Origin of the sequence: Microbacterium sp. MAH-37 (genome assembly GCF_009758255.1) — a bacterium.
Classification (GTDB): domain Bacteria; phylum Actinomycetota; class Actinomycetes; order Actinomycetales; family Microbacteriaceae; genus Microbacterium.
On the sequence record NZ_WSEN01000009.1, the window covers coordinates 52,589 to 78,610 of the forward strand.

Genomic DNA, 26,022 nt, shown 5'->3' on the forward strand with positions numbered 1-26,022 from the left:
TTCTCTGTGCGCGATACTGGGATCGAACCAGTGACCTCTTCCGTGTCAGGGAAGCGCGCTACCGCTGCGCCAATCGCGCCCAATGGGCTATTCAGTTGTTCGAGAGGTGGCGACGGGATTCGAACCCGTGTAAACGGCTTTGCAGGCCGGTGCCTAGCCGCTCGGCCACGCCACCGCGAGGTGGATTCGAACCCACATGCCAGCACCCCTGGCTGGGGCACTTGCACTCGAGCGGATGACGAGACTCGAACTCGCGACCCTCACCTTGGCAAGGTGATGCGCTACCAACTGCGCTACATCCGCATACTGTTCAGTTTTTCCTGCTGTCCGGCGTACCGGGCACTCGAAATACATTAGCTCAGGATCAGAGGTTCGCCAAACCGGATGACGCCACCGGGCGTGTCCGCGCGATACCTCGCCGACCCGCCACGCCCGGACCGTGCCCCGATGTCTGGACGGCCCTCGGCATCAGGTATGCTTTTCATTCGTGCCGCAGTGCACAGAACAATTACACATGGGCGATTGGCGCAGTTGGTAGCGCGCTTCCTTCACACGGAAGAGGTCGTCGGTTCGAGTCCGGCATCGCCCACGCGGATGTAGCGCAGTTGGTAGCGCATCACCTTGCCAAGGTGAGGGTCGCGAGTTCGAGTCTCGTCATCCGCTCCACGTCCGAAGCCCGGGATCGTTCCGATCCCGGGCTTCGTCGTTCTCCGACTCAGTCCGTCCGAGCCCAGCCGTACCGGCGCATCAGCGCGGCGACCACGCGCTTGTACCTCTCCTTGTCGAGGATCGCCGCCTCGCGGCGCATCCCCCGGTCATGCACGCTGTAGAGCTGTTCGATGTCCACCCAGGACTCCCGCCCCTGGCCGTCCCATCCTCCTGAGCCGATGGACAGGTAGTCGCGGTCGCCGTCGTGCGGCTTGCTGGTCATGCGCACCGCGTAGACCCGGTCCGCAGACTGGCGGCCGATCACGAGCACGGGACGGTCCTTGCCTCGGCCGTCATTCTCCTCATAAGGAACCCAGGTCCAGATGACCTCACCGGCGTCCGGCGCACCGTCGCGCTGAGGCGCGTAGGAGACGCGCAGATCGCGGATGCGGTCCGGGTCGATCCGGATCGTCTCCGTGCCCGGCATCCGCCCCGCCTCCGCCCCCGAGCCCTGCTGCGCCTGGTCGGGAAGGCGCGGCCTGACGGGGGTCGTGGTCGATTCCTGACGCAGCAACTTCTGCAGCACATCGACGAGCGTGGACAGGATGCCGTTGGTCTTACTCACTCGCCCACCCTAGGTGAGGCACACGGCTGTCCACACTGGGCGTGTTGCTATGCTCGAACGGATCTCTCGTCATCCCGAGCGAGAACGAATAGGAGACACGCGTGATCGACCTCGAGAAAGTCAACGGCGACTGGGAATTCGACCCCACACACACTCGCATCGGGTTCTCCGCGAAGCACGCCATGGTGACCACTGTCCGCGGCGCGTTCAATGAGATCACCGGTCACCTGCACGTTGACACCGAGAACCCGGATCAGTCCTGGGCGAAGGTCGTCATGCAGGTCGGCAGCGTCGACACCCGAGTGCAGCAGCGTGATGAGCACCTCCGCAGCGCCGACTTCTTCGACGCCGAGAAGTGGCCGGAGATCACCTTCGTCAGCACGCACATCGAAGAGGTCGACGACCGCGCGTTCTCGGTGACCGGTGACCTGACGATCCGCGACGTCACCAAGCAGGTCATGATCCCGCTCGCGCTGATCGGTCTCGAGACCGGCGCCTACGGCGAGCTCCGCGCCGGCTTCGAGGGCACGCGTCGTCTGAACCGCCGCGACTTCGGCCTGGTGTGGAACACCCCGCTGGATTCCGGTGGCGTGCTCGTCTCCGAGAAGATCACGCTCGAGTTCGAGATCTCCGCCGTCAAGGTCGAGGCGTCGGATGAGGATGCCGCTGAGCAGGCCGAGTCCGACGAGGAGAAGCCTGCTGAGGATGCCGCCGAGGGCGAAGCCGCCACTGAGGGCTCCGACGAGTCCTGAGCGTCCCAGACGCAGACGAAGAGGCGGGGATCCGATCGGATCCCCGCCTCTTGCGCGTCGTGCCTCAGTGCACCGCGACCGGCTGCTCGTCCAGGGCGTAGCCCTCCTCGCCGTGCACGGCGAGGTCGACGCCGGCGATCTCCTCGTCGCTGGTGACGCGGAATCCGATCGTCTTCTCGATGCCGAGCCCGATCACCAGGGCGACGATGAAGGAGTAGATCATCACGCCGCCGGACGCGATCACCTGTACCGCGAGCAGCCTCAGGTCACCGCCGGTGAACAGTCCCTGGCCGGTCGCGAAGAAGCCCAGGTACACGGTGCCGAGCAGACCGCCGACCAGGTGCAGGCCCACGACGTCCAGCGAGTCGTCGAAGCCGAGACGGTACTTCAGCTCGACCGCCAGCGCGCAGGCGACACCGGACAGCGCTCCCAGCAGCAGCGCCCAGCCCGGCGCGAGGTTCGCGCACGCGGGCGTGATGGCCACGAGTCCGGCAACGGCACCCGAGACCGCGCCGACCGAGGTCGGCTTGCCGTCCTTGATCTTCTCGATCAGGATCCAGCCCAGGATACCGGCGGCCGCGGCGCCCATCGTGTTGATGGCGATGAGGCCGACCTTGCCCATGTCCTCGGCGAGCCACTCCGCACCGGCGTTGAAGCCGAACCAGCCGAACCACAGCAGGGCGGCGCCGAGCAGGGTGAGCGGCACGTTGTGCGGCTTCTGGATGCCCTTGTGGAAACCGATGCGCTTGCCCAGCACGATCGACAGTGCGAGCGCCGCCGCACCGGCGTTGATGTGCACCGCGGTGCCGCCCGCGTAGTCGATCACGGCGATCCCGCTGTCGGCACCGAACAGCCACGTGCCGAGGTTCATGATCCAGCCGCCGCCCCAGACCCATGCGGCGATCGGGAAGTATCCGATCGTCCCGAAGACGCCGACGAAGATCAGCCACGGTCCGAACTTCGCCCGGTCGGCAATCGCGCCCGAGATCAGGGCCACGGTGATGATCGCGAATGTGGCGCCGTAGGCGACGCTCAGCAGTCCGACGTTCGCGCCGGGCTCGGACGCCGACTCGGCGAGACCGAAGTCGGCGAACGGGTTGCCGGCGAACTGCATCGGGTTCTCGACGGTGCTCATCGAGAAGCCGTAGAGCATCCACAGCACGGCGATGAGGCCGATCGCGCCGAAGCTCATCATCATCATGCTGATGACGCTCTTGGCCTTGACCAGACCGCCGTAGAAGAACGCGACACCCGGCGTCATCAGCAGAACCAGCGCTGTCGCCGTCACGGCCCAGGAGATGTTCCCTGGTGCATCCATGTCGAACCTCACTTTCGGGAGAAGAAGTTGAGGTTCAGTGTGGAACTGTCGCGTTTCCGCCGATCGCTCGCGGTGTTGCGAACGTGTTACGGGGCGAGCCCCCGTGTGAACGTCGTGTTACGCGGCCGAGTGCGTGAGCGCGTTCAGGCGTGAGATCGCCCGCAGATACTTCTTGCGATAGCCGCCACCGAGCATCTCCTCGGAGAACACTTCGTCGAGCGGGGTGCCGGCGGCGACGATCGGGATCTGCGCGTCGTACACCCGGTCGACGAAGGCGACGAAGCGCAGCGCCTCGGACTGGTCGGTGAGGACGTCCACGCCACGCAGCCCGATCAGGCTCAGCCCGTCGATCAGGCGGATGTAGCGCGACGGGTGCACCTGGGCGAGGTGCTTGATGATCTCGCCGAACTCGTCGTCGGACACTGCGCCGGCTGCGGACCCCTGCTCCACGGCGACGGCGAACTCCGCGTCGCCGAGCGTTATCGAGTGCCCGTCGATCGCCCGCTGCCGGTAGTCGACGCCGTCGATCCGCAGCGTCTCGAAACTGTCCGACATCGCCTGGATCTCGCGCAGGAAGTCCTGCGCGGCGAAGCGTCCCTCACCGAGCGCGTTCGGCGGGGTGTTCGACGTGGCCGCCAGCCTGGTCCCGGATGCCACGAGCTCGCCGAGCAGCCGGGTCATGACCATGGTGTCGCCCGGGTCGTCGAGCTCGAACTCGTCGATGCAGAGCAAGTCGGAGCCACGCAGGAGCTCGACGGTGTTCTTGTAGCCGAGGGCGCCGACGAGGGCGGTGTACTCGATGAACGACCCGAAGTACTTCCGGCGAGCGGGCATCGCGTGGTAGATGGCCGCGAGCAGGTGAGTCTTGCCCACGCCGAAACCGCCATCGAGGTAGACGCCCGGCTTGGTCTCGGGCTCCTTCGGCGCGCGACGGAACAGGCCTCCGCGCTTCACCGGCTGCGCCGCTCCCCCTGCGAAGCGCATCAGCTTCTCCTTGGCCTCCTCCTGCGAGGGGTAGGCGGCATCCGCCCGGTAGCTCTCGAAGGTGGCGCCGTCGAACTGCGGCGGAGGCACGAGGCTGGCCAGCATCTCGCTGCCGGTGACCACCGGCATCCGATCGGTGATGTGGACGATTCCGGTGCTGGTCGCCTGGGTCATTCGCGTGTAGACGTCTTTCGTAATCCGCATGCGCACTGCCGCGGGGAGGCTTATCGTCAAAGGGACGGCTCCACATTACGCCGTCCACCCGAACCACCCGTTCGCCCGACCACAGGAGACCTCCGTGCCCATCGAGTTCGACACCACATCCGCAAAGTTCGCCGAGTACGCCGAGCCGGGCCGCCTCGTGACCACGGAGTGGCTCGCTGAACACCTGGGCGACCCCGGACTCGTGGTCGTGGAGTCCGACGAGGACGTGCTGCTGTACGAGACCGGGCACATCCCCGGCGCGGTGAAGGTCGACTGGCACACCGAGCTGAACGACCCGGTGGTGCGCGACTACGTCGACGGCGCCGGATTCGCCGAGCTGCTCAGCCGCAAGGGCATCTCCCGCGACGACACGGTCGTGATCTACGGCGACAAGAACAACTGGTGGGCCGCCTACGCACTGTGGGTGTTCTCGCTTTTCGGTCACGAGGACGTCCGCCTGCTGGACGGCGGCCGCGATCGCTGGATCTCCGAGGGCCGCGAGATCACGACGGCGCCGGCAGACCGGGCGCGCACCGAGTACCCGGTCGTGCAGCGCGACGACTCCGTTCTCCGGGCATACAAGGACGACGTCGTGGCCTTCATCGGCCAGGGCCCGCTGATCGATGTCCGCTCCCCCGAGGAGTACAGCGGTGAGCGCACGTCGGCCCCGGCCTACCCCGAGGAGGGCGCGCTGCGCGCCGGTCACATCCCGACCGCGCAGAGCGTGCCGTGGGGCAAGGCTGTCGCCGAGGACGGCGGGTTCCGGCCCCGCGCCGAGCTCGAGGCGATCTACCGCGACGGCGCCGGTCTGAAGGACGGCGATGCGATCGTCGCCTACTGCCGCATCGGCGAGCGGTCCAGCCACACCTGGTTCGTGCTCCAGCACCTGCTCGGCTTCGAGAACGTGCGCAACTACGACGGTTCGTGGACCGAGTGGGGCAGCGCCGTGCGCGTGCCGATCGCCACCGGCACGGAGCCCGGCTCGCTCTGAGCGTGGGAGGATGTCAGGGATGACTGAGCACGTCCCTGACACCCTCGCCGAGTTCCGCGACGACTTCCTCGAACTGCCCGAGAGCGACCGGCTCTCGCTGCTGCTCGAGTTCGCGAACGAGCTGCCGGCGGTCCCCGCCGAGCTGGCCGACCACCCGGAGTTGTACGAGCGCGTCGCCGAGTGCCAGTCTCCGGTGTTCATCCACCTCGAGGTGCAGGACGACGTCGTGCACATGCACGCGACCGCGCCGCCCGAGGCTCCGACCACGCGCGGATTCGCCAGCATCCTGGTGCAGGGCATCGACGGCCTCACGGCCGACGAGGTGCTCGCCATCCCGAACGACTACCCGCAGAGTCTCGGCCTCACCAAGCTGGTCTCGCCGCTGCGCATCGGCGGGATGACGGGCATGCTGATGCGCGCCAAGAACCAGGTCATGCAGAAGCGCTGAGCCGCTGCGCCGACATCCAGTCGGTGATCGCCGTCGTCCAGGAGATCTGGTCGTAGTTCCAGAGCTTGGTGTGCCGTGCGACGCTGAACGCCGGCATCGTCACGAGGTCGGGACGCGCCGCTGCGAGGGCGTGCGAGGCGTCTGAAGGCACGAACCCGTCGTCGTCGCTGTGCAGGATGAGGATCGGCACCGCCAGTTCGTCTGCCCGAGCGACCATGTCCAGACTGTCGAACGGGATGGCCTGCTCCGACCCGCCGAGACGCGCGGACCACGGCGTCGACAGCGCCTCCATCGCCAGCGCGGGCAGCGGCTCGACCAGTCCGGCCTCGCGGGCCTGGAATCGCAGCACGGTGCGCCAGTCCACGACCGGCGAGTCGAGCACCAGGCCGGCGATCGCCTCGCGATGCGCGGAGTTGACGGATGCCTGCAGCACGATCGCCCCGCCCATCGACCAGCCCATCAGCACGACGCGCTTCGCGCCGTGCCGCAGCGCGTGTCCGATCGCGGCGTCCACGTCGCGCCACTCCGAGGCCCCGAGGGCGTACGAGCCGCCTCTGCTGCGCGGGGCCTCGCCGTCGTTGCGGTACGAGACGACGAGCGTCGGCATGCCGAGCGAATGGAACACGGGCACCGCCCTCAGGCACTCCGCACGCGTCGTGCCGCGGCCGTGCACCTGGATGACCCAGGTGTCGGATGCCGGAGAATCGGATGCCGCGGCATCCGCAGCGGCGGGGAACAGCCACGCCGGGCACGGACCCGCCGGAGATCCGATGAGCACGGTCTCGTACGGCAGGTGGAGTTCTGCAGGCGACGAGTAGTACCAGCCGCTGAACGCGGCGCCGCGATCGACCTTGGCGCCGACGTCGATCTGCGTGAGCAGCTTGCGACGCACCTTGCGCTGATCGGCGCTGAGCACGGCTCCGAGTTTGACGTACCCGTAGGTGCCTGTCGTGAACAGCCCGTAGCGACCTGGCAGCTCGGTGTCGGCGGTACGCCCCAGTTCGATCGTCTGGGCACCGGTGTCGACCGCCAGAATCTCGGTGTCGTTGCTGCGGACCGCGGGTGTGACCACGCGGCGTGCTGTGGCGAACACGGCGGCCGCGGCTGCTCCTGCCGCAGCCACCGCGACCAGCGCGGGTACGGCAACCGCTACGGCGTGCCTGATACTCTTCATCGCCTCCTGACTCTAGCCTGTTGCCGTGACCGCCCACCCGGATTCTGCTGCGCTCTTCGACGCCGCCGCGACGCAGCTGCGCGAGATCGCCTTCCGCTCCGACATCGTCGTCCGGGAGATCCCCTCACCTGCAGGACTCGCGCCGTTCTCACTGGCTCTCGCGGCCGACGTGCGGCCGGACGATCACGGCGACTCGATCTACGGCACCGGGCGCTTCGTGCTGCTGCACGACCCCGAGGAACCCGCCGCCTGGGACGGAGCGTGGCGCATCGTCGCGTTCGCCCAGGCGCCCCTCGAGCCCGAGATCGGCACCGACCCACTGCTCGCGGACGTCACGTGGTCATGGCTGGTCGATGCTCTCGAGTCGCGCGACGCCGTCTATCATTCCGCCTCCGGCACCTCCACGAAGACGCTCTCCAAGGGCTTCGGCGGCCTCTCCGAGCAGGGCGACGGCGCTCAGATCGAACTGCGCGCGTCCTGGACTCCCGAGGGCCCGGTCCGTCCGCACGCCGAAGCCTGGGCGGAGCTGGTCGGTATGCTTGCAGGGTTGCCGCCCGGCTCTGAGAACGTCGCCGTGTTCGGCGCGAGAAAGGGCGGCCGTGGCTGACTACGAAGTGATCTCCGATCGCAAGGCCTTCGAGAAGGCGGCGGCACAGCTCGCCGAGGCGGACGGACCGGTCGCTGTCGACGTCGAGCGGGCGTCAGGGTTCCGCTACTCCCAGCGCGCGTACCTCGTGCAGGTCTTCCGGCGGGATGCCGGAGTGTTCCTCTTCGATCCGCCGGCGATCGGCGACTTCGCGCCGCTGCAGGAGGCCATCGGCGACGCGGAGTGGGTCTTCCACGCCGCCAGCCAGGACCTCCCGTCGCTGCGCGAGCTGAACCTCGAGCCGGCATCCGTCTTCGACACCGAGCTGGCCTCCCGGCTGCTCGGCCACGAGCGGGTGGGCCTCGCCGCCGTCGTCGAGGAGACGCTCGGCATCACGCTGAAGAAGGAGCACTCCGCAGCGGACTGGTCCACACGGCCGCTGCCCGAGTCCTGGCTCGAGTACGCGGCCCTCGACGTGCTGCACCTGATCGACGTCGAGGACGCGCTCAGGGCGGAACTCGCCGAGACGGGCAAGACCGAGATCGCCGGCGAGGAGTTCGCCGCGACCCTGTCGCGTCTGCCGAAGCCTCCGCGCGAAGAGCCCTGGCGGCGCCTCAGCGGCCTGCACAAGGTGCGCGGAGCCCGTAACCTCGCCGTGGCCCGAGAGCTGTGGACGGCGCGGGAGGAGTACGCCAGGGAGATGGACGTCTCCCCGGGGCGCCTCGTTCCCGACCGGGCACTGCTCGCCGCACTTCTCGGCAATCCGTCGACCAAGCAGGCCTTGGCCGGCATGAAGGAGTTCAACGGCCGCGCGAGCAGGACGCAACTGGACCGCTGGTGGGATGCGATCGAGCGCGGGCGAGCGTCGACCGATCTCCCGCGCGAACGCGTACCCAGCGACGCGCTGCCGCCGCCGCGCGCCTGGGCGGATCGCAACCCGGAGGCCGATGCGCGGCTGAAGGCCGCCCGCCCGGTGGTGGAGGCCACGGCCGAAGAGCTGCACATGCCCACCGAGAACCTGCTCACGCCTGATTACCTGCGCCGCATCGCGTGGCATCCGCCGGAGGAGCCCACTGCCGCCGCCGTCGGCGAGGCCCTGGCTGCGCTCGGTGCACGGCACTGGCAGATTGAGCGGACCGCACAGAAGATCGCCGATGCCTTTGTAGAAGCCGGGCAATCGTCTGAGCAGGCCCCGGCCGACGAATCGTAGATTCGATCCAACCGATTCCCCCTGCCCCCTCCGCCTTCCTAGGCTGGGAACAACCCACAACACTGGAGGCAGAGTGGCCGAGATCTCGGACGTCTTCTTCGTCGACGGAGTGCGCACACCTTTCGGGCGCGCCGGCGAGAAGGGCATGTACTGGAACACCCGCGCGGATGACCTCGCCGTCAAGGCGACCATCGGACTCATGGAACGCAATCCGGGCGTACCCGCGGACCGCATCGACGATGTCGCCATCGCCGCGACCAGCCAGACCGGCGACCAGGGCCTGACCCTCGGCCGCTCAGTCGCGATCCTGGCCGGTCTCCCGCAGACCGTTCCCGGTCTCGCGGTCGAGCGCATGTGCGCCGGCGCCATGACCAGCGTCACCACCATGGGCGCATCGATCGGCGTCGGCATGTACGACTTCGCCCTCGCCGGCGGCGTCGAGCACATGGGACACCACCCGATCGGCAGCAACGCCGACCCGAACCCGCGCTTCGTCGCGGAGCGGATGGTCGACCCGGGCGCGCTGAACATGGGCGTCACGGCGGAGCGCATCTTCGATCGCTTCCCGCACCTGACGAAGGAGCGGTCGGATCGCTTCGGCATGCTCAGCCAGCACAAGGTGCAGGCCGCGTACGACGCGGGCAAGATCCAGCCCGATCTGGTCCCGGTCGCCACCAAGGGCGCCGACGGCGCCTGGGGCCTGGCCACGGAGGACGAGGGCCGTCGCCCGCAGACCACGATGGAGGACCTGGCGAGCCTGAAGACTCCGTTCCGTCCGCACGGTCGCGTCACGGCTGGCACCTCCTCGCCGCTCACCGACGGCGCGACCATGTCGCTGCTCGCCGGCGGCGGCGCCGTCAAGGAGTTCGGCCTGACACCGAAGATGCGGATGGTCTCGTTCGCCTTCGCCGGCGTGCAGCCCGAGATCATGGGCATCGGCCCGATCCCCTCGACCGAGAAGGCCCTGAAGAAGGCCGGTCTCACGATCGATGACATCGGCCTGTTCGAGCTGAACGAGGCGTTCGCCATCCAGGTCATCTCACTGCTCGACCACTTCGGCATCGCCGACGACGACCCGCGCGTGAACCAGTGGGGCGGCGCGATCGCCGTGGGCCACCCGCTCGCCGCCACCGGCGTGCGTCTGATGATCCAGCTCGCGGCGCAGTTCGCCGAGCGTCCCGACGTGCAGTACGGCCTCACCGCCATGTGCGTCGGCCTCGGCCAGGGCGGCTCGGTCATCTGGGAGAACCCGTTCTTCGACGGCAAGAAGAAGCGCAAGTAAGGGCACGAACCATGACGAACTACGACGACATCGACTTCTCGCCGATCATGGCCCTCACCGAGGGCGAGGTCATCACGCACTCCCCCGTGCGCGACGTGCGCCTCGCCTCCGGGAAGGTCCTCGCGCTCATCACGCTCGACAACGGCCGTGACCACACCCGCCCGAACACCCTCGGCCCCGCCACCCTCACCGAGCTCGGCGAGACCCTCGCCGGTCTCAAGGCGCGCGCGGCCGCGGGTGAGATCCAGGCGGTCGGCATCACCGGCAAGCAGTACATCCTCGCCGCCGGCGCCGACCTGTCCGACATCAGCAAGGTGGGCTCGAAGGACAACGCGCGACTCATCGCGCAGCTCGGTCACAAGGTGATCGGCTCGCTGAGCGAGCTGGGCGTGCCCAGCTTCGCGTTCGTGAACGGCCTCGCGCTCGGCGGCGGCATGGAGATCGCGCTGAACTCCACCTACCGCACGGTGGACGCCTCAGCGGCGGCGCTCGCGCTGCCCGAGGTGTTCCTGGGCATCATTCCCGGCTGGGGCGGCGCCTACCTGCTGCCGAACCTGATCGGCATCGAGAACGCCCTCGAAGTGGTCATCTCGAACCCGCTGAAGCAGAACCGCATGCTCAAGCCGCAGCAGGCCTACGAGCTCGGCATCTTCGACGAGATCTATCCCGCCTCGAACTTCCTCGAGAACTCGCTGCGCTGGGCGGACGAGGTCCTCGGCGGCAAGAAGGTCGAGCGCAAGAACGCACCGGGCAAGATCGAGCGCACCGTCAAGTGGCCGGTCGCCATCAAGATGGCGCGCGGGATGCTGGAGTCGAAGATCGGCACCGTGCCGAAGTCGCCGTACGCCGCGCTCGAGCTTCTCGACAAGGCGCGCAGCGGCACCAAGGCCGAGGGCTTCGCGCGTGAGGACGAGGCGCTCGCCGAACTCGTCACCGGAGACCAGTTCGCGGCGTCGATGTACGCCTTCGACCTGGTGCAGAAGCGTGCCAAGCGCCCCGTCGGCGCTCCGGACAAGGCACTCGCGAAGAAGGTCACGAAGGTCGGCATCATCGGTGCCGGTCTGATGGCCAGCCAGTTCGCGCTGCTGTTCGTACGCAAGCTGCAGGTGCCGGTGCTGATCACCGACCTCGACCAGGCGCGTGTCGACAAGGGCGTGGCGTACATCCACGAGGAGATCGGCAAGCTCGAGGCGAAGGGCCGCCTGGACGGCGACACCGCCAACAAGCTGCGCGCGCTCGTCACCGGCACCACCGACAAGAGCCTGTACGCGGACTGCGACTTCGTGATCGAGGCCGTGTTCGAGGAGGTCGGCGTCAAGCAGCAGGTGTTCGGCGAGATCGAGAAGATCATCGCCGAGGACGCGATCCTCGCGACCAACACCTCGTCGCTGTCGGTCGAGGAGATCGGCTCGAAGCTCGAGCACCCCGAGCGCCTGGTCGGCTTCCACTTCTTCAACCCGGTCGCGGTCATGCCGCTGATCGAGATCGTGAAGACGTCGACGACCACCGAGGCGGCGCTGTCGACCGCGTTCGTCGTGGCCAAGGGCCTGGGCAAGAACGCGGTGCTCACGGCCGACGCACCCGGCTTCGTCGTGAACCGCCTACTGGCCAAGGTCATGGGCGAGGCTGCGCGCGCCGTCTACGAGGGCACCCCGGTGGCCGACGTGGAGAAGGCGTTCGGGCCGCTCGGCCTGCCGATGGGTCCGTTCCAGTTGATCGACCTGGTGGGCTGGAAGGTCGCCGCGCACGTGCAGGACACGATGGTGGCGCACTTCCCGGAGCGGTTCTACGCGAACGAGAACTTCCATGCCCTTGCCGACCTCGATCAGGTCGTCGAGAAGGACAAGGGCGGCCGCGTGACCGGGTTCAGCAAGGCTGCGGAGAAGCTCGTCAAGCAGGTGGCGGGCAACACCCCGGCATCCGCCGACGAGATCCTCCGTCGCGTGCAGGACGGCCTCGCGCAGGAGATCCGTCTCATGCTGGACGAGGGCGTCGTGCCCGAGGTCGAGGACATCGACCTGTGCCTGATCCTCGGTGCCGGCTGGCCGTTCATCGACGGCGGCGCGTCGCCGTACCTGGACCGTGAGGGAGCCTCGGAGCGCGTCTTCGGCGGCACCTTCCACACCCCGGTGATCCGCGGCATCGCCTGATCACGTCACGAGGGGGACGGGAGAGGAACACCCTCTCCCGTCCCTTTCGTCGTGCTGGGCTACTGTGCCGGCCGCGGGTCAGGCTCCCCCGCAGCAGGCCAGTACGACAGCGCACGCTCCGCGAGCGCCGTGATCGTGAGAGACGGATTCACGCCGGGGTTCGCCGGCACGGCGGAGCCGTCCACGACGTGCAGATCCGGATGCCCCCACACGCGGTGGTAGGCGTCGATGACGCCCTCCTCGGGGCTCCTCGAGACGACGGCCCCGCCGAGGAAATGAGCTGTCAGCGGGATGCCGAACACCTCGGGCCACGAGCCTCGGGCCTCGGCGGCACGCCGCCGTCGCGCTCGATGCGGGCGGCGATCGCCTCGGCCGCGCGATGCGCTTGCGGCAGGTGACTGGGGTTGGGCTCACCGTGTCCCTGCCTGCTGGTCATCACCAGACGACCGAAGCGCCGGCGCAGCGAGAGGGTCAGAGAGTTGTCGGCGGTCTGCATCACCAGCGCGATGATGCCGCGATCGCTCCATCGCCGCAGCGAGCCGAGGCGCAGCTGCCGCACCGGATTCCGCAGCGCCCGCCACAGCAGATGCCCGAGGCGCCGGTGCAACGGCAGGTCGCCCGGCACCAGGATCGTCGCCAGGGCGCCCATCAGGTTCGAGCCTGGCCCGTACCGCACGTTCTCCACGTGGGTGCGCCCGTCGACGTGGAACGACGTGGTGATGGCGACGCCCCGGGTGAACTCCAGCGACTCGGGCACACGCGTGGCGATCGCGCCGTCGAGCGCCTCGGAGTTGGTCCGGGTGAGACGTCCGAGCGCGTCGGACAGGTTCGGGAGGGCACCAGATGCCTTCATCCGGTGCAGCAGCTGCTGCGTGCCCCAGGTGCCGGCCGCGAGCACGACCTGTCTCGCGGTGACCGTGCGCCGGCCGTGCCGCAGCCGGGCGCCGCTGCGGGAGGTCGTCACGGCGAACCCTCCGCCGCGCAGCGCGCGCACCTCGGTGACAGTGCGGAGCGGCTCGATGACCACTCCGCGACGTTCTGCGAGGGCGAGGTAGTTCTTCATCAGCGTGTTCTTTGCGCCGACGCGGCAGCCGACCATGCAGTTCCCGCACAGCGTGCATCCGGTGCGCTCAGGTCCTTCGCCGTCGAAGAACGGGTCGGGCACCCGGAGGCCGGGCGTGCCGAGGAACACGCCGACCGGCGCGCGCCGGAAGGTGCTTCCGACTCCGAGGTCCTCCGCGGCACCCGCCATGATCCGCTCCACCGGACCATCGTGCGGATAGTGCTCGACGACGCCCAGCATCCGCTTCGCCGTCGCGTAGTGCGGGGCGAGCTCGGTCTCCCAATCGGCGATGCCGTCCCACTGGCGGTCGGTGAAGAACGGCGAACCCGGCTGGTAGAGCGTGTTCGCGTAGTTCAGCGATCCGCCGCCGACGCCCGCGCCGGCCAGGATCATCACGTCCGGCAGCCGGTGGATGCGCTGCACGCCGAAGCATCCGATCGCGGGCGCCCACAGGTACCGGCGCACGTCCCAGGACGTCTTCGCGAAGTCGTCGTCCTCGAACCGGCGACCCGCCTCGTAGACACGCACCCGGTAGCCCTTCTCCGCCAGCCGGAGCGCGGCGACCGATCCGCCGAAACCCGATCCGATGACGACGACGTCCTCGTCGAAGTCAGTCATGCCTCTCCTCTCCAGGGACCATCACGGTCAGTGCGGCGGGCTGCACGGTGATCGTGCACTCCTCCTCGCCGATCCGCTCGCCGTCCGCGTAGACGACGAGCCCGGGCGCGCGCACGGACACCGTGCGCGCATGCCGGTGCGTCACCTCCGGCCGCTCCAGATGCCGCCCGCGGAGCAGCAGCGGGAACAGCGACGCCAGCCGGAACCGCCCGAGCGGCGCGACGTGCACGACGTCCAGCAGGGCATCGTCGGGCGCGGCACCGGCGGCCACCGGCATCCCGCCGCCGTAGCTCGCGGTGTTCGCCACCGCGATCAGCGTGCCGGGCCGCTGCGCGGCCTCGTCTCCGTCCGCGGACATCACGAAGTCCATCGGCCGCAGCCGCACCAGCTCGATCAGCAGTGCCAGGTAGTACCGCAGCGCGCCACGCGGCCAGCGCAGCCGGTTGGTGCGATCGCTGACCTTGGCGTCGAAGCCGAGCGCGGCGACCGTGAGGAACGGTCTGACGCCCGCGGACGTGCGGACCTCGCCCACGTCGATCGACCGCGGCACCCCGGTGAGTGCGAGCTCCGCTGCGGCGGCGGCGTCGTGCCGCGGGAGCCCGAGTGCTCGGGCCAGGTCGTTCCCGGTCCCCGCGGCCACGAGCGCGATCGGCACTCCGGTTCCGCGCACCGCGTCGAGGATGCCGGAGAGTGTGCCGTCGCCGCCGACGACGACGAGCACGCGGGGCTGGGCGGCCACGGCCTGCGCGGCCAGCGCGGCGGTGTCGGCCGCGGACCGGCCGGCATGGATGCGCACCTCCGCGCCGCGATCTCGGAGGTGCCCGAGCGCGGTGCTCGCGGCGTCCCGCCCGCGCCCCTTTCCGGAGTCCGGGTTCGCCAGCAGCGCGATGTGATCGCCCACCTCAGATGCCCTGCCCGGCGATCACGGCGCCGGGGTTGAGGATGCCGGCGGGGTCCAGCTCGCGCTTGATCGCGCGCAGGATGCGCACGCCGGTCTCACCGATCTCCTGCTCGAGCCAGGCCGCGTGGTCTCTGCCGACGGCGTGATGATGACTGATCGTTCCGCCCGCGGAGATGATCGCGTCGTTCACACCGGACTTCACCCGCTGCCAGGCATCCAGCGGATCGGTGCGGAGACCGGCGAGCACGGTGAAGTACAGCGATGCCCCGGTCGGATAGACGTGCGAGACATGGCACATGATGTAGCTCTTCGAGCCCTCGGCAGCGAACCCGTCGCGCAGCGCGCTCTCGACGGCATCACGGAGAGTCTGCAGATTCGACCAGGTGGTCGCCGTCTCCAGCGTCTCGCAGAACACGCCGGCGTCGAGCAGCGAGTCCCGCAGGTAGGGTCCGTCGAAGCGGCCCTCGAGCCAGTCCTCTGCGGCGCCCTGCCCGCTCGAGACACCGCCTGCCTGAGCGAGCAGCTCGGCCGTGAGGGCACGGCGCTCGCCAATGTCCTCACCCTCGTACACCGTGACGACGCTCGCGCCCTTCGCCAGCAGCTTGCCGATCCTGCCGACCTGCGCGAGGCTGACGGCGGTCTCGGCCTCGTCGGACAGCCGGATGACCGTCGGTCCGCCTCCTCGCTGCGCGACACGACGCAGGCCGTCGACGCCGGAGGCGAAGTCGCGGAACGTCCATGCCTCGAACACCCGCTCCCGTGGCACCGGGTGCACACGCACGCGTACTTCGGTGATGACGCCGAAGATGCCTTCGGAGCCCAGGAAGACGCGCACGAGGTCGGGACCGGCCGCAGAACCCGGCGAGCGGCCGAGCTCGAGGTCTCCGGTGGGCGTGGCGACGCGGATGCCGGTCACCATGGCGTCGAAGCGACCGTACCCCGCGGAGTTCTGCCCCGACGAGCGAGCCGCCGCGAAACCGCCGATCGTCGCGTAGCGGAAGCTCTGCGGGTAGTGGCCGAGCTCGTAGCCGCGGGCGACGAGGAGCGCTTCCGCGTCCGGCCCGGTCGTGCCGGCCGCGAGGGCCGCCTCGCCGCTGATCTCGTCCAGCGCGATCAGTCCCGACAACCGGCGCAGATCGAGGCTCACCACCGCGCGATGGAGCCCGCGCTCCGGGTCGAGCGCTCCGACGACGCTCGTGCCTCCGCCGAACGGGATCACGGCGAGGTCGCGTTCCGACGCGATCGACAGGCAGGCGACCACCTCGGCGTGGCTTCCGGCGCGCACGATCGCATCCGGGGCGTCCTGTCGCGGCATTCGGCGACGCAGCAGGTCGGGAGTCGATCGCCCGCCCGCATGGCGCACGCGCGACTCCGCCGAGACATCGACATGGTCTGCGCCGACGACGGCACGGAACGCGGCGAGATCCTCCTCGTTCAGAGCGGATGCCGGAATTGCGACATCCGCGAGTGGCACGGCGGGCTCCGGACGGCGGATGCGCCCCAGCAGCAGCGGAAGCAGTGTGCGCACGGCGCGCGGGAGATCCTTCTCCTTGGCCGGGTCGCCCCAGCCGTTCCAGCGCATCGGCGCGTCCTCGGCCACTCTGCCGTCTTCGTCGATCATGCGTTACAGTGTGACACATTGTGGAAGAACGTCAATTCGAAGAGGTCCTGCCGACCGTCGTGCTCCCGAGCTGGGACGCCACGCAGACCCGCATCCTGGACGCCGCCGACGACGTCATGGTGCGCCGCGGAGTGCACGATGTGACCATCGCCGAGCTCGCCCGCCGCGCCGAGGTGAGCCGACCGACCATCTACCGCAACTGGAGCGATGCCGACGACGTCGTCCGCACGGCGCTGCTGCGCCGCGCCGCCGGCATCCTGTCGCAGTTCCCTGCACGCGAACGCGACCGCACACAGGTGGTCCAGGATGTGCTGCGGTTCATCCGGCTGTTCCGTGGCGATGCCGTGTACGGCCGGCTGCTGACCGAGGAGCCCGAAGCGTTCACCCGATACACGCTGCAGCGCGTCGGCTCCAGCCAGCGCATGATCATCCGCTGGCTGGCGCAGGCGATCTCCGCGGCGCAGCCCGGCGGAACCGTACGCACCGCCCCTCCGCAGGAGATCGCCGTGATGCTGCTCCTCGTCGCGCAGTCCGCCGTGCTCTCGCACGGCACGGTCGCCGAGCTGATCGACGAGGAGGCCTGGGAACGCGAGCTGGGCGCCGCACTGGACGGGCTGCTGCGGCCATGACCACCGCCTCCGCCGACCTCGACGCCGTGCGGCGCCTACGAGAGCTCGCGCGCGCCGCCGACGAGACCGTCGACGTGCTCGTGATCGGGGGCGGCATCACGGGAGCGGGCGCTGCTCTCGACGCCGCGTCGCGCGGCCTGAGCGTCACGCTCGTCGAGGCCGAGGATCTCGCGTTCGGCACCAGCAGGTTCAGCTCGAAGCTGGTGCACGGCGGGCTGCGCTACCTCGCCACCGGTGACGTCGCGACCGCGAAGGAGAGCGCGCTCGAGCGCCACCTGCTCATGACGCGGATCGCGCCGCACCTGATCCGCCCGCTCCCCCAGCTGCTGCCGTTCGCACCCGGTGTGACGTTCTCACAGCGCTCCGCCGGCGCGGTGGGCATGATGATGGGCGATCTGCTGCGGATGCGCGCACACACCTCGCGCAGGACCCTGCCGGGGCCGCGGGCGGTGTCGGCGCGCACGGCGCGGCGCCTGGTCCCCGCACTCTCCGCTCAGGGCCTGCGCGGAGGGATGCTGTCGTACGACGGGCAGCTCGTCGACGATGCGCGACTTGTCGTGACGGTCGCGCGCACCGCCGCGAGTCTGGGGGCGAGCATCCTCACGAGGGTGCGCGCGGTCGCGCTGCGCGGCGACGGGGCGAGCGCCGAGGATGCGCTCACCGGCGAGCGATTCGAGCTGCGCGCGCGGAGCGTGATCAATGCGACCGGCGTCTGGGCCGGCACGCTCGACCCCGGGATCGCGGTCCGTCCGAGCCGGGGTACCCACATCGTGCTGGACGCCGCAGATCTCGGACATCCCGCGGCGGCCCTGACGATCCCGCATCCGGGCTCGGTCAGCAGATACGTCTTCGCGCTGCCGCAGCAGCACGGCCGGGTGATCGTCGGTCTGACCGACGAGGACGCCCCGGGACCGGTTCCCCGGGTGGCCGCGCCGACCGAGGCCGAGATCGTCTTCCTGCTCGACAGCGTGAACAGGGTGCTCACCGAGCCGATCGGCCGTGACCGCGTCCGTGGCGCGTTCGCCGGGCTGCGGCCGCTGGTCGACCGCGGCGGCGGCTCCACAGCCGACGTGTCCCGGCGGCATCTCGTCGCGGCATCCGACGACGGGTTCGTATCGGTGCTCGGCGGCAAGCTGACGACGTACCGGCGGATGGCAGAGGATGCGGTGGACCTGGCCCTGCAGCTGCGCGATCTGCCGCAACGCGCGAGTCGCACCTCGTCGCTGCGGCTGGTGGACCCGGCGGGTGGCCCGTCGGAGCCCGTGGCGGACGGCCTGTCGCTGACGCGGGAGGACGTGGTCTCGGCCGTGCGCACCGAACTCGCACTCACCGCGGACGATGTGCTGGACCGACGGACCCGCATCGGGCTTGTGCCCGAGGAACGCGAGCGTGCGCTGGCGCCCGTCTCCGCCCTCGTCACCCGGACGCTCGAGGAACTCTCGGAGAACGGCGGCTGAACACCCGTCGTTCCGAGCGGCTTTCGCCGTCGGCGGCATCCGCGAGGGGGCACAGTGGTGCCATGGACATGCTCCTGACCATGATGAGCGCCAAGGGGACCATGAACCTGCTGAAGACGGGCACCATGATCCTGACGATCCTGCTCGTCGTCCCCGCCCTCCTGAAGATCTTCATCGTCACGGTCGAGGAGGGTTGGGCGGCCATCCGCACACGCAACGGGAAGCCGATCATCCGCAGGCCGAAGGGCGATCCCGCCGCTCCCGGTCAGGTCGTCGTGCTGAGACCGGGCACGCATGGCGCCTTCCCCGTCTTCGCCTGGTACAAGCTCGTGGACGTGCGATGCCGAGCGACCGACCTGCCGGTGCGCGAGCTGACCGGAGCGAACGGACATCAGCACCGGGTGCACGCGTCGTTCGAGTGGCGCCCGATCCCCTCCGGACACGATCTGCGCGTGTTCGAGCTCGATGTGGTGAACGTCAAGGAACGGGCGTCCAACCTGGTCAGCGCCGCACTGCGCGATGCGGTGCGGCGGATCGACGGCGAGGACCTGCCGCACAACGACGAGGTCAGCACAAGAGTGCTGGCCGCATGCGCGGACGAGATCCGGGAGGCCTGCGGCGTCGAGCTCGTCCGGGTGATGATCACCGGGGACGCACTGACCGACGGATACCTGATGGCAGAGGCCCTGCGTCAGGCGGATCGCGCTCCGGAGGCTGCCGCGGCGCTGCACGCACTGAACTGAGCCGGGACTTCCCGGCTCCGGCTCTTGCGGGCTATTATTTGAACATGTTCAGTTCTGAGCTCACGCCGAAGGCCGAGCAGACGCGCAGCAGGATCAAGGACGCCGCGATCGCCTCATTCATCGAGCGGGGGTATCCCGACACGACGATCCGGCTGATCGCCGCAGAGGCCGGCGTGTCGGTCGGGAACGCCTACTACTACTTCCCCTCGAAGACGCACCTGGTGCAGGAGCTGTACGAGCAGGTGCAGAGCGATCACGCGCGCATCGCCGTGCCTCGGCTCGAGGGCGTCACCGGGCTCGTCGACCGGCTGCGCGTCGTCTTCGAGACCGGCCTGGCGAACCTGGAGCCGTATCGGAAGGTGGCGCCCGGATTCCTCAGCGCGATGATCGCGCCGGACTCCCCCATCAACCCGCTCTCACGCGAATCGTCACCCGCACGCGATCAGACGGTCGGCCTGCTCCGGCGGGCGATCGACGGCGCCGACCACCGCGTCCCCGAAGACATCGCGAGCCGAATGCCGGATGCGCTGTTCGTCCTGTACCTCGGCCTCGTGCTGCGCTGGACCTACGACGACAGCGCCGACCACCTGCGCACTCGGCGCCTGCTGGACACCGCGCTCCGGCTGTTCGCCGTCGCGCTGCCGTTCCTGCGGATGCCCGGCATCCGCGGCGTCACCCGAGACCTGCTCGATCAGATCGCCGAGGTGCGGGCGTGAGCACGCCATGAGCACGTCGGGCCCGCGCAGCGCCGAGTTCCCTATGGCGTTCACCGAGCGGGAGTTCATGCGCGGGGCGCTGTGGGCGTGGTTGGCGTTCCTGATCCTGCTGCCGCTGACGCTCGCGACGAGCGTCGTGCTGTGGTCCACCGATCCGAAGACCGCATTCGGCGGATTCATCTGGGGGCTCACCATCGGGGGCTTCGCCCTGATCTTCGCCGCACCGATCAGTCTCATCGTGATGGCTCTCGGCACGTGGCCGTTCCGGTGGGTCGGGCGCTCCCTGCGACGGGTCCGCAGTTTCGCCGCGCACATCCTCGTGTACTGCGCATTGGGTGTCGCGTTCGGAACCGGCACCGCGTTTCGCCACGGCCACCTTGTCCTTTCCGTTGGGTGGCGTCGCCACCGGCTTCGCGGCCGGTGCGGCGATCCCGGTCGGATGGGCGATCACCGCACGCCGCGCCCTCCGCGACGACCGGGCACCCGTCGCCCCACCGAAGGACACTGATGCCGCGTTCGAAGATCACGCCCTCGGCTGACGCGACTCTCAGACTCGTGGCAGCGGGAATGCGGGGGCATCACCTCGTCGCGTAGAACGCGACGGCGGATGCCGCGGCGACGTTCAGCGAGTCCACTCCGCCCATCATCGGAATGGTCACGCGACGGTCGAGCATCGCGTCCGTCGCGGCCGTGAGCCCTTCGCCCTCGTTCCCGAACAGCAGCGCGACCCGCTCCGGGGCCTCCGTGACCAGTTCGTCCAGCGTGATCGCCCCGGCCCCCAGCGTCATCCCGACGACTACATACCCGGCCTTCTTCAACTCACCGATCCCCGCGCCCCAGTCCTCGATCCGCGTCCACGGCACCTGGAACACCGTGCCCATCGAGACACGCACCGACCGGCGGTACAGCGGATCGGCGCACGACGGCGAGACCAGCACGGCATCCACCCCGAGCGCGGCGGCGGAGCGGAACAGCGCACCGACGTTCGCGTGATCCGTCAGGCCCTCCAGCACCGCCACGCGCGACCGTGCCGGCAGCGCACCGACCAGCGTGGCCACAGACGGCAGCTCGGGTCGGTGCATCGCCGCCAGCGCGCCGCGGTGCACAGCGAATCCCGTGAGCGCCTCGGACACGGCATCCGGCACGACGAAGACCGTGGTCCCGTCGGGAACCATCCCGCGGACCTGCTCGACCCACTTCTGCTGCACGAGCACCGACCGCGGCCGATGCCCGGCCGCCAACGCGCGCTCGATCACCTTCGGCGACTCCGCCATGTACAGCCCGCGCTCGGTCTCCTGCGCACGCCGCAGCGCGACGTCGGTGAGCGAGCGGTAATCGTCCAGACGGGTATCGTCGGGGTCGTCGACGGCAACGAGATGCATGCTCCCATCTTCCCGCCGACGGGACGGAACCCTAGACTCGCGGGGTGGACACGACGGCAGAGCTCGAGGATCAGATCGACGAGGCCGCAGCAGTTCTGGAAGGTCACCGCACGGCCGTGCTCACCGGCGCCGGGATCTCCACCGATTCCGGCATCCCGGCCTATCGCGGCGCCGGCGCGCGCACCAGAGCCAATCCGATGACGATCCAGACCTACCTCGGCGACGAGGCGGCACGACGCAGGTACTGGGTGGGCGGCCATCTCGGCTGGCGCACGTTCACCTCGGTACAGCCGAACGCCGGGCATCGCGCGCTCGCGGCCATGGAGCGCCGCGGTGCCGTCAGCGGCGTCATCACGCAGAACGTCGACGGGCTGCACCTCGGCGCCGGCAGCACGCGCGTGGTCGAGATCCACGGCACGATGCGCCGCGTGCTGTGCCTGGACTGCCGCCAGATCTTCGATCGCCGGGACATCGGGGAGCGCCTCGAGCAGCTCAACCCGTGGATCACCGTCCCCGAGAACATCGTGATGAACCCCGACGGCGACGTCGCACCGGAGAGCACGGAAGGCTTCGTCATCCCGCCCTGCACGGTGTGCGGCGGCATGCTGAAGCCGGACGTCGTGTTCTTCGGCGAGTACGTGCCCGCCGATCGGTTCCGCATCTCCGAATCGCTGGTACACGCCTCCGACGCGCTCCTGGTGGCCGGTACGTCGCTGACGGTGAATTCGGGCGTGCGCGTCATCGAGCGCGCCCGCCGGCGCGGCATCCCGATCATCCTGGTGAACCATGAGCCGACCAGAGCGGATGCCTGGGCCGCCGCCGTCGTGCGCGGCGGCACCAGTGAGGTACTCTCAGGTCTCGCCGCTAGGGTCGGTGGGTGACCCTTCTCACCCTCGTACGACACGGCCAGACCGACTGGAACCTGGAGCGCCGCATCCAGGGCAGCACCGACATCCCGCTGAACGACACCGGTCGCGCGGACGCGCGGGTCGCCGCAGCAGCCCTCGCCGGCACGACGCACGACATGATCTACAGCAGCCCTCTGGCGCGCGCGCACGAGACCGCCCGGATCATCGCGGGCGAGCTCGGCCTCGCCGAGCCGCAGACGGTACGAGGCGTGCGCGAGCGCGAGTTCGGCGTCGGCGAGGGGATGCTGGTCAGCGACTACATCGCCGAGTACGGCGACTGGCACGCCGGCGTGCCCGGCGCCGAGACCATGGACGAGGTGTGCGAGCGCGCGCTCGACGAGCTGGAGGCGATCGTGCGCGACGCTCGGCGCCGCAGCAGCCCGCGCGCCGAATCGATCGTCGTGGTCAGCCACGGCGGCGTCATCCGCGCACTGCTCCTGCACGCCTCCGGTGGCACGCTTCCACGCGAGGGCGATGTCCTCGCCAATGGCTCGGTGCACCGCTTCGTCGCCGAGCCCGACAGCCTGCGTCTGCTGGACCCCGTGCTCGCCTGACCATCACGGCTCCGTCACATTCTCGCAACCGCCTCGCAATTTCGGTTAGTGTTCACTAACCCGAACTGCGAGGATCTGCTTCGATGACGAGCACGAGTACGGCGCGTGACCGCGCCAAGGCGGAGCGCACGGATGCGCTTCTGGAGGCCGCCGCGAGGCTGTTCGCCGCGCGCGGATACTCGGGCGTGAGCCTGGAGGACATCGGCGCCGCCGTCGGGGTCTCCGGCCCGGCCGTGTATCGCCACTTCCCCGGCAAACAGGCGCTTCTCGGTGCCGTGCTGACCCGGGTCAGCGCCGATCTCGTCGCAGGCGGCACCCGCGTCTCGGACGCGGCGGCGGATGCTCCGCACCGGATGCGCGCGCTGATCGGGTTCCATGTCGAGTTCGCGCTCGGCAACGCCGACGTGATCCGCGTGCAGGACCGGGACGTCGCGCATCTCTCCGACGCCGACCGCGCCGAGGTGCGCCGGCTGCAGCGCACCTACATCGACCTCTGGATCGACGCCCTGTCCGGCCTTCGGTCTGGCGGCGCCGAGGATCAGCGTCTACGCGTGCAGGCCTGCTTCGGCCTGATCAACTCCACACCGCACTCGACCCGCTCGTCTGCGCGCGCGCAGGCCGAGACGGCTCGGGTGCTGTCGGCGATGGCGCTCTCCGCGCTCCTCGCCGACAGCACCGACGGCTGACCTCGCAGGTCAGTACAGCATCGCGCGACCCGGCTGCTCCAGGATGTCGGCGACATCCTTCAGGAACTTCGCCCCTTCGGCGCCGTCCACCAGGCGGTGGTCGAAGGACACGCTCAGCGTCATCACCTGACGCAGCGCGATCTCGCCCTCGTGCTCCCAGGGCTGCCGGCGCACGGCGCCGACGGCGAGGATGCCGGACTGCCCAGGCGGCAGGATCGGCGTGCCCGCGTCGATGCCGAAGACACCGATATTGGTGATCGAGAACGTGCCGCCCGCGAGCTCGGCGGGGCTGGTCTTGCCCGCTCGCGCAGTCGAGGTCAGCGCCTGCAACGCGTCAGCGATGCCGGTGAGTCCGAGTCGGTCCGCATCGCGGATGTTCGGCACGATCAGGCCGCGCTCTGTGGCGGCCGCGATTCCGAGGTCCACGTAGTGGTACTGCACGATCTCGCCGGTCGCCTCGTCCCAGTGCGCGTTCAGCGACGGGTTGCGCTGCAGCGCCAGGCACACGGCTTTGGCGACCAGCACCAGCGGCCCGATCCTGTGCTCGGACAGACTGCGGTCGGCCTTCAACTCGGCGATCAGCTCCATCGTCGCCGTGACGTCGACCGTGTGGAAGCACGTGACGTGCGGAGCAGTGAACGCACTCTGCACCATCGCGGCCGCGGTGTGCTTGCGCACGCCGCGGATCGGGATGCGGGTCTCGCGAGCGCCGTCCGCAGGGACCACCCGCGCTGCCGCCGGCGCTGCGGGGGCGGATACCGCAGGCGCCGCGCCCACGCGCTCGGCGTACGCATCCACATCGGCACGCGTGATCACGCGATCGCCGACCTCTGCAGCGATGAGCGCCAGGTCGACGCCGAGCCGCTTCGCGTGGGCGCGGACGGGCGGGGTCGAGCGAGGACGCTCCCCCACCACGGGCTCGACGGGTGCCTCGGGCAGCACGTCGTGCGGCGCCGCCTCGATCACGGCCGCGTCCGCGACCGCTGCGGGCGCGCCGCCGGAACGGCGCGTGCGGCGGGCAGGGCGACCGGATGCCGCCGGCGCCGCCCCGTAGCCGACCAGGTTGGGCTGCGCCTTCTCCTCCACGGGTACCTCGGGCGCGGCATCCGCCGCTCCCTCGACCTCGAAGGCGATCAGCGGTGCGCCGACGGCGATCGTCTGGCCTGCGTCCGCGTGCAGCGACGACACCGTTCCCTCGTAAGGCGAGGGCAGCTCGACGACGGCCTTCGCCGTCTCGACCTCGGCCAGCGTCTGGTTCAGCGTCACGGTGTCGCCCGGCGCCACCAGCCACTGCACGACCTCGGCCTCGGTCAGGCCCTCGCCGAGATCGGGAAGACGGAACTCCGCGATCATGCCTGCTCCTCCATCTTCGTGCCGGTGAGGCTGTTCGGACGGTCCAGCACCCGGTCGACCGCGTCGAGGATGCGGTCCAGGTCTGGTAGATGATGCTTCTCGAGCTTGGCCGGCGGGTAGGGGATGTCGTGGCCGGTCACCCGCACCGGGGCGGACTCGAGGTACTCGAAGCAGTGCTCGGTGATGCTCGCGATCACCTCGGCGGCGAGTCCCGCCTCGCGGGAGGCCTCGTGCGCCACGACCACGCGACCGGTGCGCCGCACCGCGGCATCCACGGTGTCGTAGTCGATCGGCGAGAGCGAGCGCAGGTCGATGACCTCGAGCGAGGTGCCTTCGTCGGCGGCCGCCTCTGCGGCGTCGAGGGCGGTCTGCACCATCGCGCCATAGGTGATGACCGTGGCATCCGCGCCAGGGCGGACCACCTTCGCCAGCCCCATCGGCGGGGCGTCCGCGAGCGGGGCCTCCAGGTCGACGTCTCCCTTGTGATGGTAGAGACGCTTGGGCTCGAAGAAGATCACCGGGTCATCGCTGGCGATGGCCTGCTGCAGGCAGCGGTACGCGTCCTGCGGGTTCGAGACCGCGACGACGCGCAGTCCGGCGGTGTGCACGAAGTAGGCTTCGGGCGACTCGGAATGGTGCTCCGCCGCGCCGATGCCGCCGGCCCACGGGATGCGGATGGTGATCGGCATCTTCACGCGACCCTGCGTGCGGTAGTGCAGCTTTGCGACCTGAGACACGATCTGGTCGAAGCCGGGGTACACGAAGCCGTCGAACTGGATCTCGACGACGGGACGGTATCCGCGGAAGGCGAGCCCGACCGCCGTGCCGATGATGCCGGACTCGGCCAGCGGCGTGTCGATGACGCGCTTCGCTCCGAACTCGTCCTTGAGGCCGTCGGTGATGCGGAACACTCCGCCGAGCGTGCCGATGTCCTCGCCGAGGAGCACGACCTTCTCGTCGTTCTTCATGGCCTGACGCAGGCCGGCATTCAGAGCCTTGCCCAGAGTGATCTCCGTCAT

The 26,022-nt window shown here is 69.5% G+C and carries 24 protein-coding genes, 5 tRNA genes and 1 pseudogene; 17 read left to right on the forward strand and 13 right to left on the reverse strand.

Annotated elements, in window-relative coordinates:
• Positions 1–7: 7 nt before the first annotated feature.
• The 3 genes from GON06_RS12450 to GON06_RS12460 all read right to left on the reverse strand — a co-directional run bounded on the left by GON06_RS12450 (position 8) and on the right by GON06_RS12460 (position 303).
• Positions 8–79 (reverse strand) — tRNA-Val (locus GON06_RS12450).
• A 25-nt stretch (positions 80–104) separates the two neighbouring features.
• Positions 105–175, reverse strand: a tRNA-Cys gene (locus GON06_RS12455).
• A 55-nt stretch (positions 176–230) separates the two neighbouring features.
• Positions 231–303, reverse strand: a tRNA-Gly gene (locus tag GON06_RS12460).
• A 213-nt stretch (positions 304–516) separates the two neighbouring features.
• Between GON06_RS12460 and GON06_RS12465 the strand changes: the two genes are divergently transcribed.
• Positions 517–589, forward strand: a tRNA-Val gene (locus GON06_RS12465).
• 1 nt (position 590) lies between these two features.
• Positions 591–666 (forward strand) — tRNA-Gly (locus GON06_RS12470).
• 49 nt (positions 667–715) lie between these two features.
• Here GON06_RS12470 and GON06_RS12475 read toward each other — a convergent pair.
• Positions 716–1,273, reverse strand: coding sequence for a type II toxin-antitoxin system PemK/MazF family toxin (locus GON06_RS12475; RefSeq protein WP_332837488.1), 558 nt, complete (start codon positions 1,271–1,273; stop codon positions 716–718).
• A 101-nt stretch (positions 1,274–1,374) separates the two neighbouring features.
• Between GON06_RS12475 and GON06_RS12480 the strand changes: the two genes are divergently transcribed.
• Entirely contained in the window at positions 1,375–2,025 is a 651-nt protein-coding gene (locus GON06_RS12480) for a YceI family protein (protein ID WP_332837489.1), read from the forward strand.
• Between the two features lie 64 nt (positions 2,026–2,089).
• On the opposite strand, the gene GON06_RS12485 is transcribed toward GON06_RS12480, so the two are convergent.
• Both GON06_RS12485 and zapE read right to left on the reverse strand, forming a co-directional pair.
• Complete coding sequence (locus tag GON06_RS12485; RefSeq protein ID WP_157312632.1) at positions 2,090–3,343, reverse strand: ammonium transporter; 1,254 nt, start codon at positions 3,341–3,343, stop codon at positions 2,090–2,092.
• Positions 3,344–3,460: 117 nt separating this feature from the next.
• Positions 3,461–4,501, reverse strand: coding sequence for a cell division protein ZapE (gene zapE / locus GON06_RS12490; protein ID WP_157312633.1), 1,041 nt, complete (start codon positions 4,499–4,501; stop codon positions 3,461–3,463).
• A gap of 124 nt (positions 4,502–4,625) precedes the next feature.
• Between zapE and GON06_RS12495 the strand changes: the two genes are divergently transcribed.
• Together GON06_RS12495 and GON06_RS12500 are read left to right on the forward strand one after the other, a co-directional pair.
• Positions 4,626–5,522 (forward strand): sulfurtransferase, encoded by an 897-nt coding sequence (locus GON06_RS12495; protein ID WP_332837491.1) that lies wholly within the window; start codon positions 4,626–4,628, stop codon positions 5,520–5,522.
• A gap of 19 nt (positions 5,523–5,541) precedes the next feature.
• Positions 5,542–5,970 carry a SufE family protein gene (locus GON06_RS12500; protein ID WP_157312635.1) on the forward strand — a complete coding sequence of 143 codons (429 nt, stop codon included), beginning with the start codon at positions 5,542–5,544 and terminating at the stop codon, positions 5,968–5,970.
• Here GON06_RS12500 and GON06_RS12505 read toward each other — a convergent pair.
• Entirely contained in the window at positions 5,954–7,144 is a 1,191-nt protein-coding gene (locus GON06_RS12505) for an alpha/beta hydrolase family protein (RefSeq protein ID WP_157312636.1), read from the reverse strand. The two genes, GON06_RS12500 and GON06_RS12505, sit on opposite strands and share 17 nt — an antisense overlap.
• Before the next feature lie 25 nt (positions 7,145–7,169).
• On the opposite strand from GON06_RS12505, the gene GON06_RS12510 reads away from it, so the two are divergent.
• The 4 genes from GON06_RS12510 to GON06_RS12525 all read left to right on the forward strand — a co-directional run bounded on the left by GON06_RS12510 (position 7,170) and on the right by GON06_RS12525 (position 12,372).
• Complete coding sequence (locus tag GON06_RS12510; protein ID WP_332837492.1) at positions 7,170–7,751, forward strand: DUF3000 domain-containing protein; 582 nt, start codon at positions 7,170–7,172, stop codon at positions 7,749–7,751.
• Positions 7,744–8,940 (forward strand): ribonuclease D, encoded by a 1,197-nt coding sequence (locus GON06_RS12515; RefSeq protein WP_332837493.1) that lies wholly within the window; start codon positions 7,744–7,746, stop codon positions 8,938–8,940. Before GON06_RS12510 ends, GON06_RS12515 begins: the two co-directional genes overlap by 8 nt.
• Positions 8,941–9,013: 73 nt before the next feature.
• Positions 9,014–10,222, forward strand: coding sequence for a thiolase family protein (locus tag GON06_RS12520; protein ID WP_332837494.1), 1,209 nt, complete (start codon positions 9,014–9,016; stop codon positions 10,220–10,222).
• A gap of 11 nt (positions 10,223–10,233) precedes the next feature.
• Positions 10,234–12,372: a 3-hydroxyacyl-CoA dehydrogenase NAD-binding domain-containing protein gene (locus tag GON06_RS12525; RefSeq protein ID WP_157312637.1), complete on the forward strand. Its 2,139-nt coding sequence runs from the start codon at positions 10,234–10,236 to the stop codon at positions 12,370–12,372.
• 59 nt (positions 12,373–12,431) lie between these two features.
• Here GON06_RS12525 and GON06_RS12530 read toward each other — a convergent pair.
• From GON06_RS12530 to GON06_RS12540, 3 genes and pseudogenes are all read right to left on the reverse strand, one after another.
• A pseudogene (locus GON06_RS12530) lies at positions 12,432–14,053 on the reverse strand (GMC oxidoreductase).
• The gene (locus GON06_RS12535) at positions 14,046–14,954 is read right to left on the reverse strand and encodes a diacylglycerol/lipid kinase family protein (RefSeq protein ID WP_332837495.1); all 909 of its coding nucleotides are present in this window, start codon (positions 14,952–14,954) and stop codon (positions 14,046–14,048) included. The pseudogene GON06_RS12530 and the gene GON06_RS12535 overlap by 8 nt, the downstream one beginning before the upstream one ends.
• A gap of 1 nt (position 14,955) precedes the next feature.
• A complete protein-coding gene (locus GON06_RS12540; protein WP_232528461.1) occupies positions 14,956–16,575 on the reverse strand; it encodes an FAD-binding oxidoreductase in 1,620 nt (539 codons plus the stop codon).
• Positions 16,576–16,595: 20 nt separating this feature from the next.
• Between GON06_RS12540 and GON06_RS12545 the strand changes: the two genes are divergently transcribed.
• From GON06_RS12545 to GON06_RS12565, 5 genes are all read left to right on the forward strand, one after another.
• On the forward strand, positions 16,596–17,204 hold the full coding sequence (locus GON06_RS12545; protein ID WP_332837496.1) for a TetR/AcrR family transcriptional regulator: 609 nt from the start codon (positions 16,596–16,598) through the stop codon (positions 17,202–17,204).
• Positions 17,201–18,661: a glycerol-3-phosphate dehydrogenase/oxidase gene (locus GON06_RS12550; protein ID WP_157312638.1), complete on the forward strand. Its 1,461-nt coding sequence runs from the start codon at positions 17,201–17,203 to the stop codon at positions 18,659–18,661. The genes GON06_RS12545 and GON06_RS12550 overlap by 4 nt, the downstream gene beginning before the upstream one ends.
• 62 nt (positions 18,662–18,723) lie before the next feature.
• A complete protein-coding gene (locus tag GON06_RS12555; protein ID WP_157312639.1) occupies positions 18,724–19,404 on the forward strand; it encodes an SPFH domain-containing protein in 681 nt (226 codons plus the stop codon).
• A gap of 44 nt (positions 19,405–19,448) precedes the next feature.
• Positions 19,449–20,120 carry a TetR/AcrR family transcriptional regulator gene (locus GON06_RS12560; protein WP_157312640.1) on the forward strand — a complete coding sequence of 224 codons (672 nt, stop codon included), beginning with the start codon at positions 19,449–19,451 and terminating at the stop codon, positions 20,118–20,120.
• A 7-nt stretch (positions 20,121–20,127) separates the two neighbouring features.
• Positions 20,128–20,628 (forward strand): hypothetical protein, encoded by a 501-nt coding sequence (locus tag GON06_RS12565; protein WP_157312641.1) that lies wholly within the window; start codon positions 20,128–20,130, stop codon positions 20,626–20,628.
• Between the two features lie 70 nt (positions 20,629–20,698).
• Here the strand turns inward: GON06_RS12565 and GON06_RS12570 are convergent, their stop codons facing one another.
• Positions 20,699–21,502, reverse strand: a complete 804-nt coding sequence (locus tag GON06_RS12570) for a TrmH family RNA methyltransferase (protein ID WP_157312642.1) — start codon at positions 21,500–21,502, stop codon at positions 20,699–20,701.
• Between the two features lie 44 nt (positions 21,503–21,546).
• Between GON06_RS12570 and GON06_RS12575 the strand changes: the two genes are divergently transcribed.
• From GON06_RS12575 to GON06_RS12585, 3 genes are all read left to right on the forward strand, one after another.
• Positions 21,547–22,383 carry a Sir2 family NAD-dependent protein deacetylase gene (locus GON06_RS12575; RefSeq protein WP_332837497.1) on the forward strand — a complete coding sequence of 279 codons (837 nt, stop codon included), beginning with the start codon at positions 21,547–21,549 and terminating at the stop codon, positions 22,381–22,383.
• The gene (locus GON06_RS12580) at positions 22,380–22,964 is read left to right on the forward strand and encodes a histidine phosphatase family protein (protein WP_332837498.1); all 585 of its coding nucleotides are present in this window, start codon (positions 22,380–22,382) and stop codon (positions 22,962–22,964) included. Before GON06_RS12575 ends, GON06_RS12580 begins: the two co-directional genes overlap by 4 nt.
• 83 nt (positions 22,965–23,047) lie before the next feature.
• Positions 23,048–23,650 carry a TetR/AcrR family transcriptional regulator gene (locus GON06_RS12585; RefSeq protein ID WP_157312643.1) on the forward strand — a complete coding sequence of 201 codons (603 nt, stop codon included), beginning with the start codon at positions 23,048–23,050 and terminating at the stop codon, positions 23,648–23,650.
• A 9-nt stretch (positions 23,651–23,659) separates the two neighbouring features.
• On the opposite strand, the gene GON06_RS12590 is transcribed toward GON06_RS12585, so the two are convergent.
• Together GON06_RS12590 and GON06_RS12595 are read right to left on the reverse strand one after the other, a co-directional pair.
• Complete coding sequence (locus GON06_RS12590) at positions 23,660–25,003, reverse strand: dihydrolipoamide acetyltransferase family protein (protein WP_157312644.1); 1,344 nt, start codon at positions 25,001–25,003, stop codon at positions 23,660–23,662.
• A complete protein-coding gene (locus GON06_RS12595) occupies positions 25,000–26,022 on the reverse strand; it encodes an alpha-ketoacid dehydrogenase subunit beta (protein WP_157312645.1) in 1,023 nt (340 codons plus the stop codon). Before GON06_RS12595 ends, GON06_RS12590 begins: the two co-directional genes overlap by 4 nt.

Coding starts and splice junctions, on each gene's coding strand:
- GON06_RS12570 (WP_157312642.1), bottom strand. CDS start 21,502: ATGCATCTCGTTGCCGTCGACGACCCCGACGATACCCGTCTGGACGAT.
- GON06_RS12550 (WP_157312638.1), top strand. CDS start 17,201: ATGACCACCGCCTCCGCCGACCTCGACGCCGTGCGGCGCCTACGAGAG.
- GON06_RS12500 (WP_157312635.1), top strand. CDS start 5,542: ATGACTGAGCACGTCCCTGACACCCTCGCCGAGTTCCGCGACGACTTC.
- GON06_RS12485 (WP_157312632.1), bottom strand. CDS start 3,343: ATGGATGCACCAGGGAACATCTCCTGGGCCGTGACGGCGACAGCGCTG.
- GON06_RS12585 (WP_157312643.1), top strand. CDS start 23,048: ATGACGAGCACGAGTACGGCGCGTGACCGCGCCAAGGCGGAGCGCACG.
- GON06_RS12525 (WP_157312637.1), top strand. CDS start 10,234: ATGACGAACTACGACGACATCGACTTCTCGCCGATCATGGCCCTCACC.
- GON06_RS12595 (WP_157312645.1), bottom strand. CDS start 26,022: ATGACGGAGATCACTCTGGGCAAGGCTCTGAATGCCGGCCTGCGTCAG.
- GON06_RS12560 (WP_157312640.1), top strand. CDS start 19,449: ATGTTCAGTTCTGAGCTCACGCCGAAGGCCGAGCAGACGCGCAGCAGG.
- GON06_RS12590 (WP_157312644.1), bottom strand. CDS start 25,003: ATGATCGCGGAGTTCCGTCTTCCCGATCTCGGCGAGGGCCTGACCGAG.
- GON06_RS12565 (WP_157312641.1), top strand. CDS start 20,128: ATGAGCACGTCGGGCCCGCGCAGCGCCGAGTTCCCTATGGCGTTCACC.
- zapE (WP_157312633.1), bottom strand. CDS start 4,501: ATGACCCAGGCGACCAGCACCGGAATCGTCCACATCACCGATCGGATG.
- GON06_RS12555 (WP_157312639.1), top strand. CDS start 18,724: ATGGACATGCTCCTGACCATGATGAGCGCCAAGGGGACCATGAACCTG.
- GON06_RS12540 (WP_232528461.1), bottom strand. CDS start 16,575: ATGATCGACGAAGACGGCAGAGTGGCCGAGGACGCGCCGATGCGCTGG.
- GON06_RS12505 (WP_157312636.1), bottom strand. CDS start 7,144: ATGAAGAGTATCAGGCACGCCGTAGCGGTTGCCGTACCCGCGCTGGTC.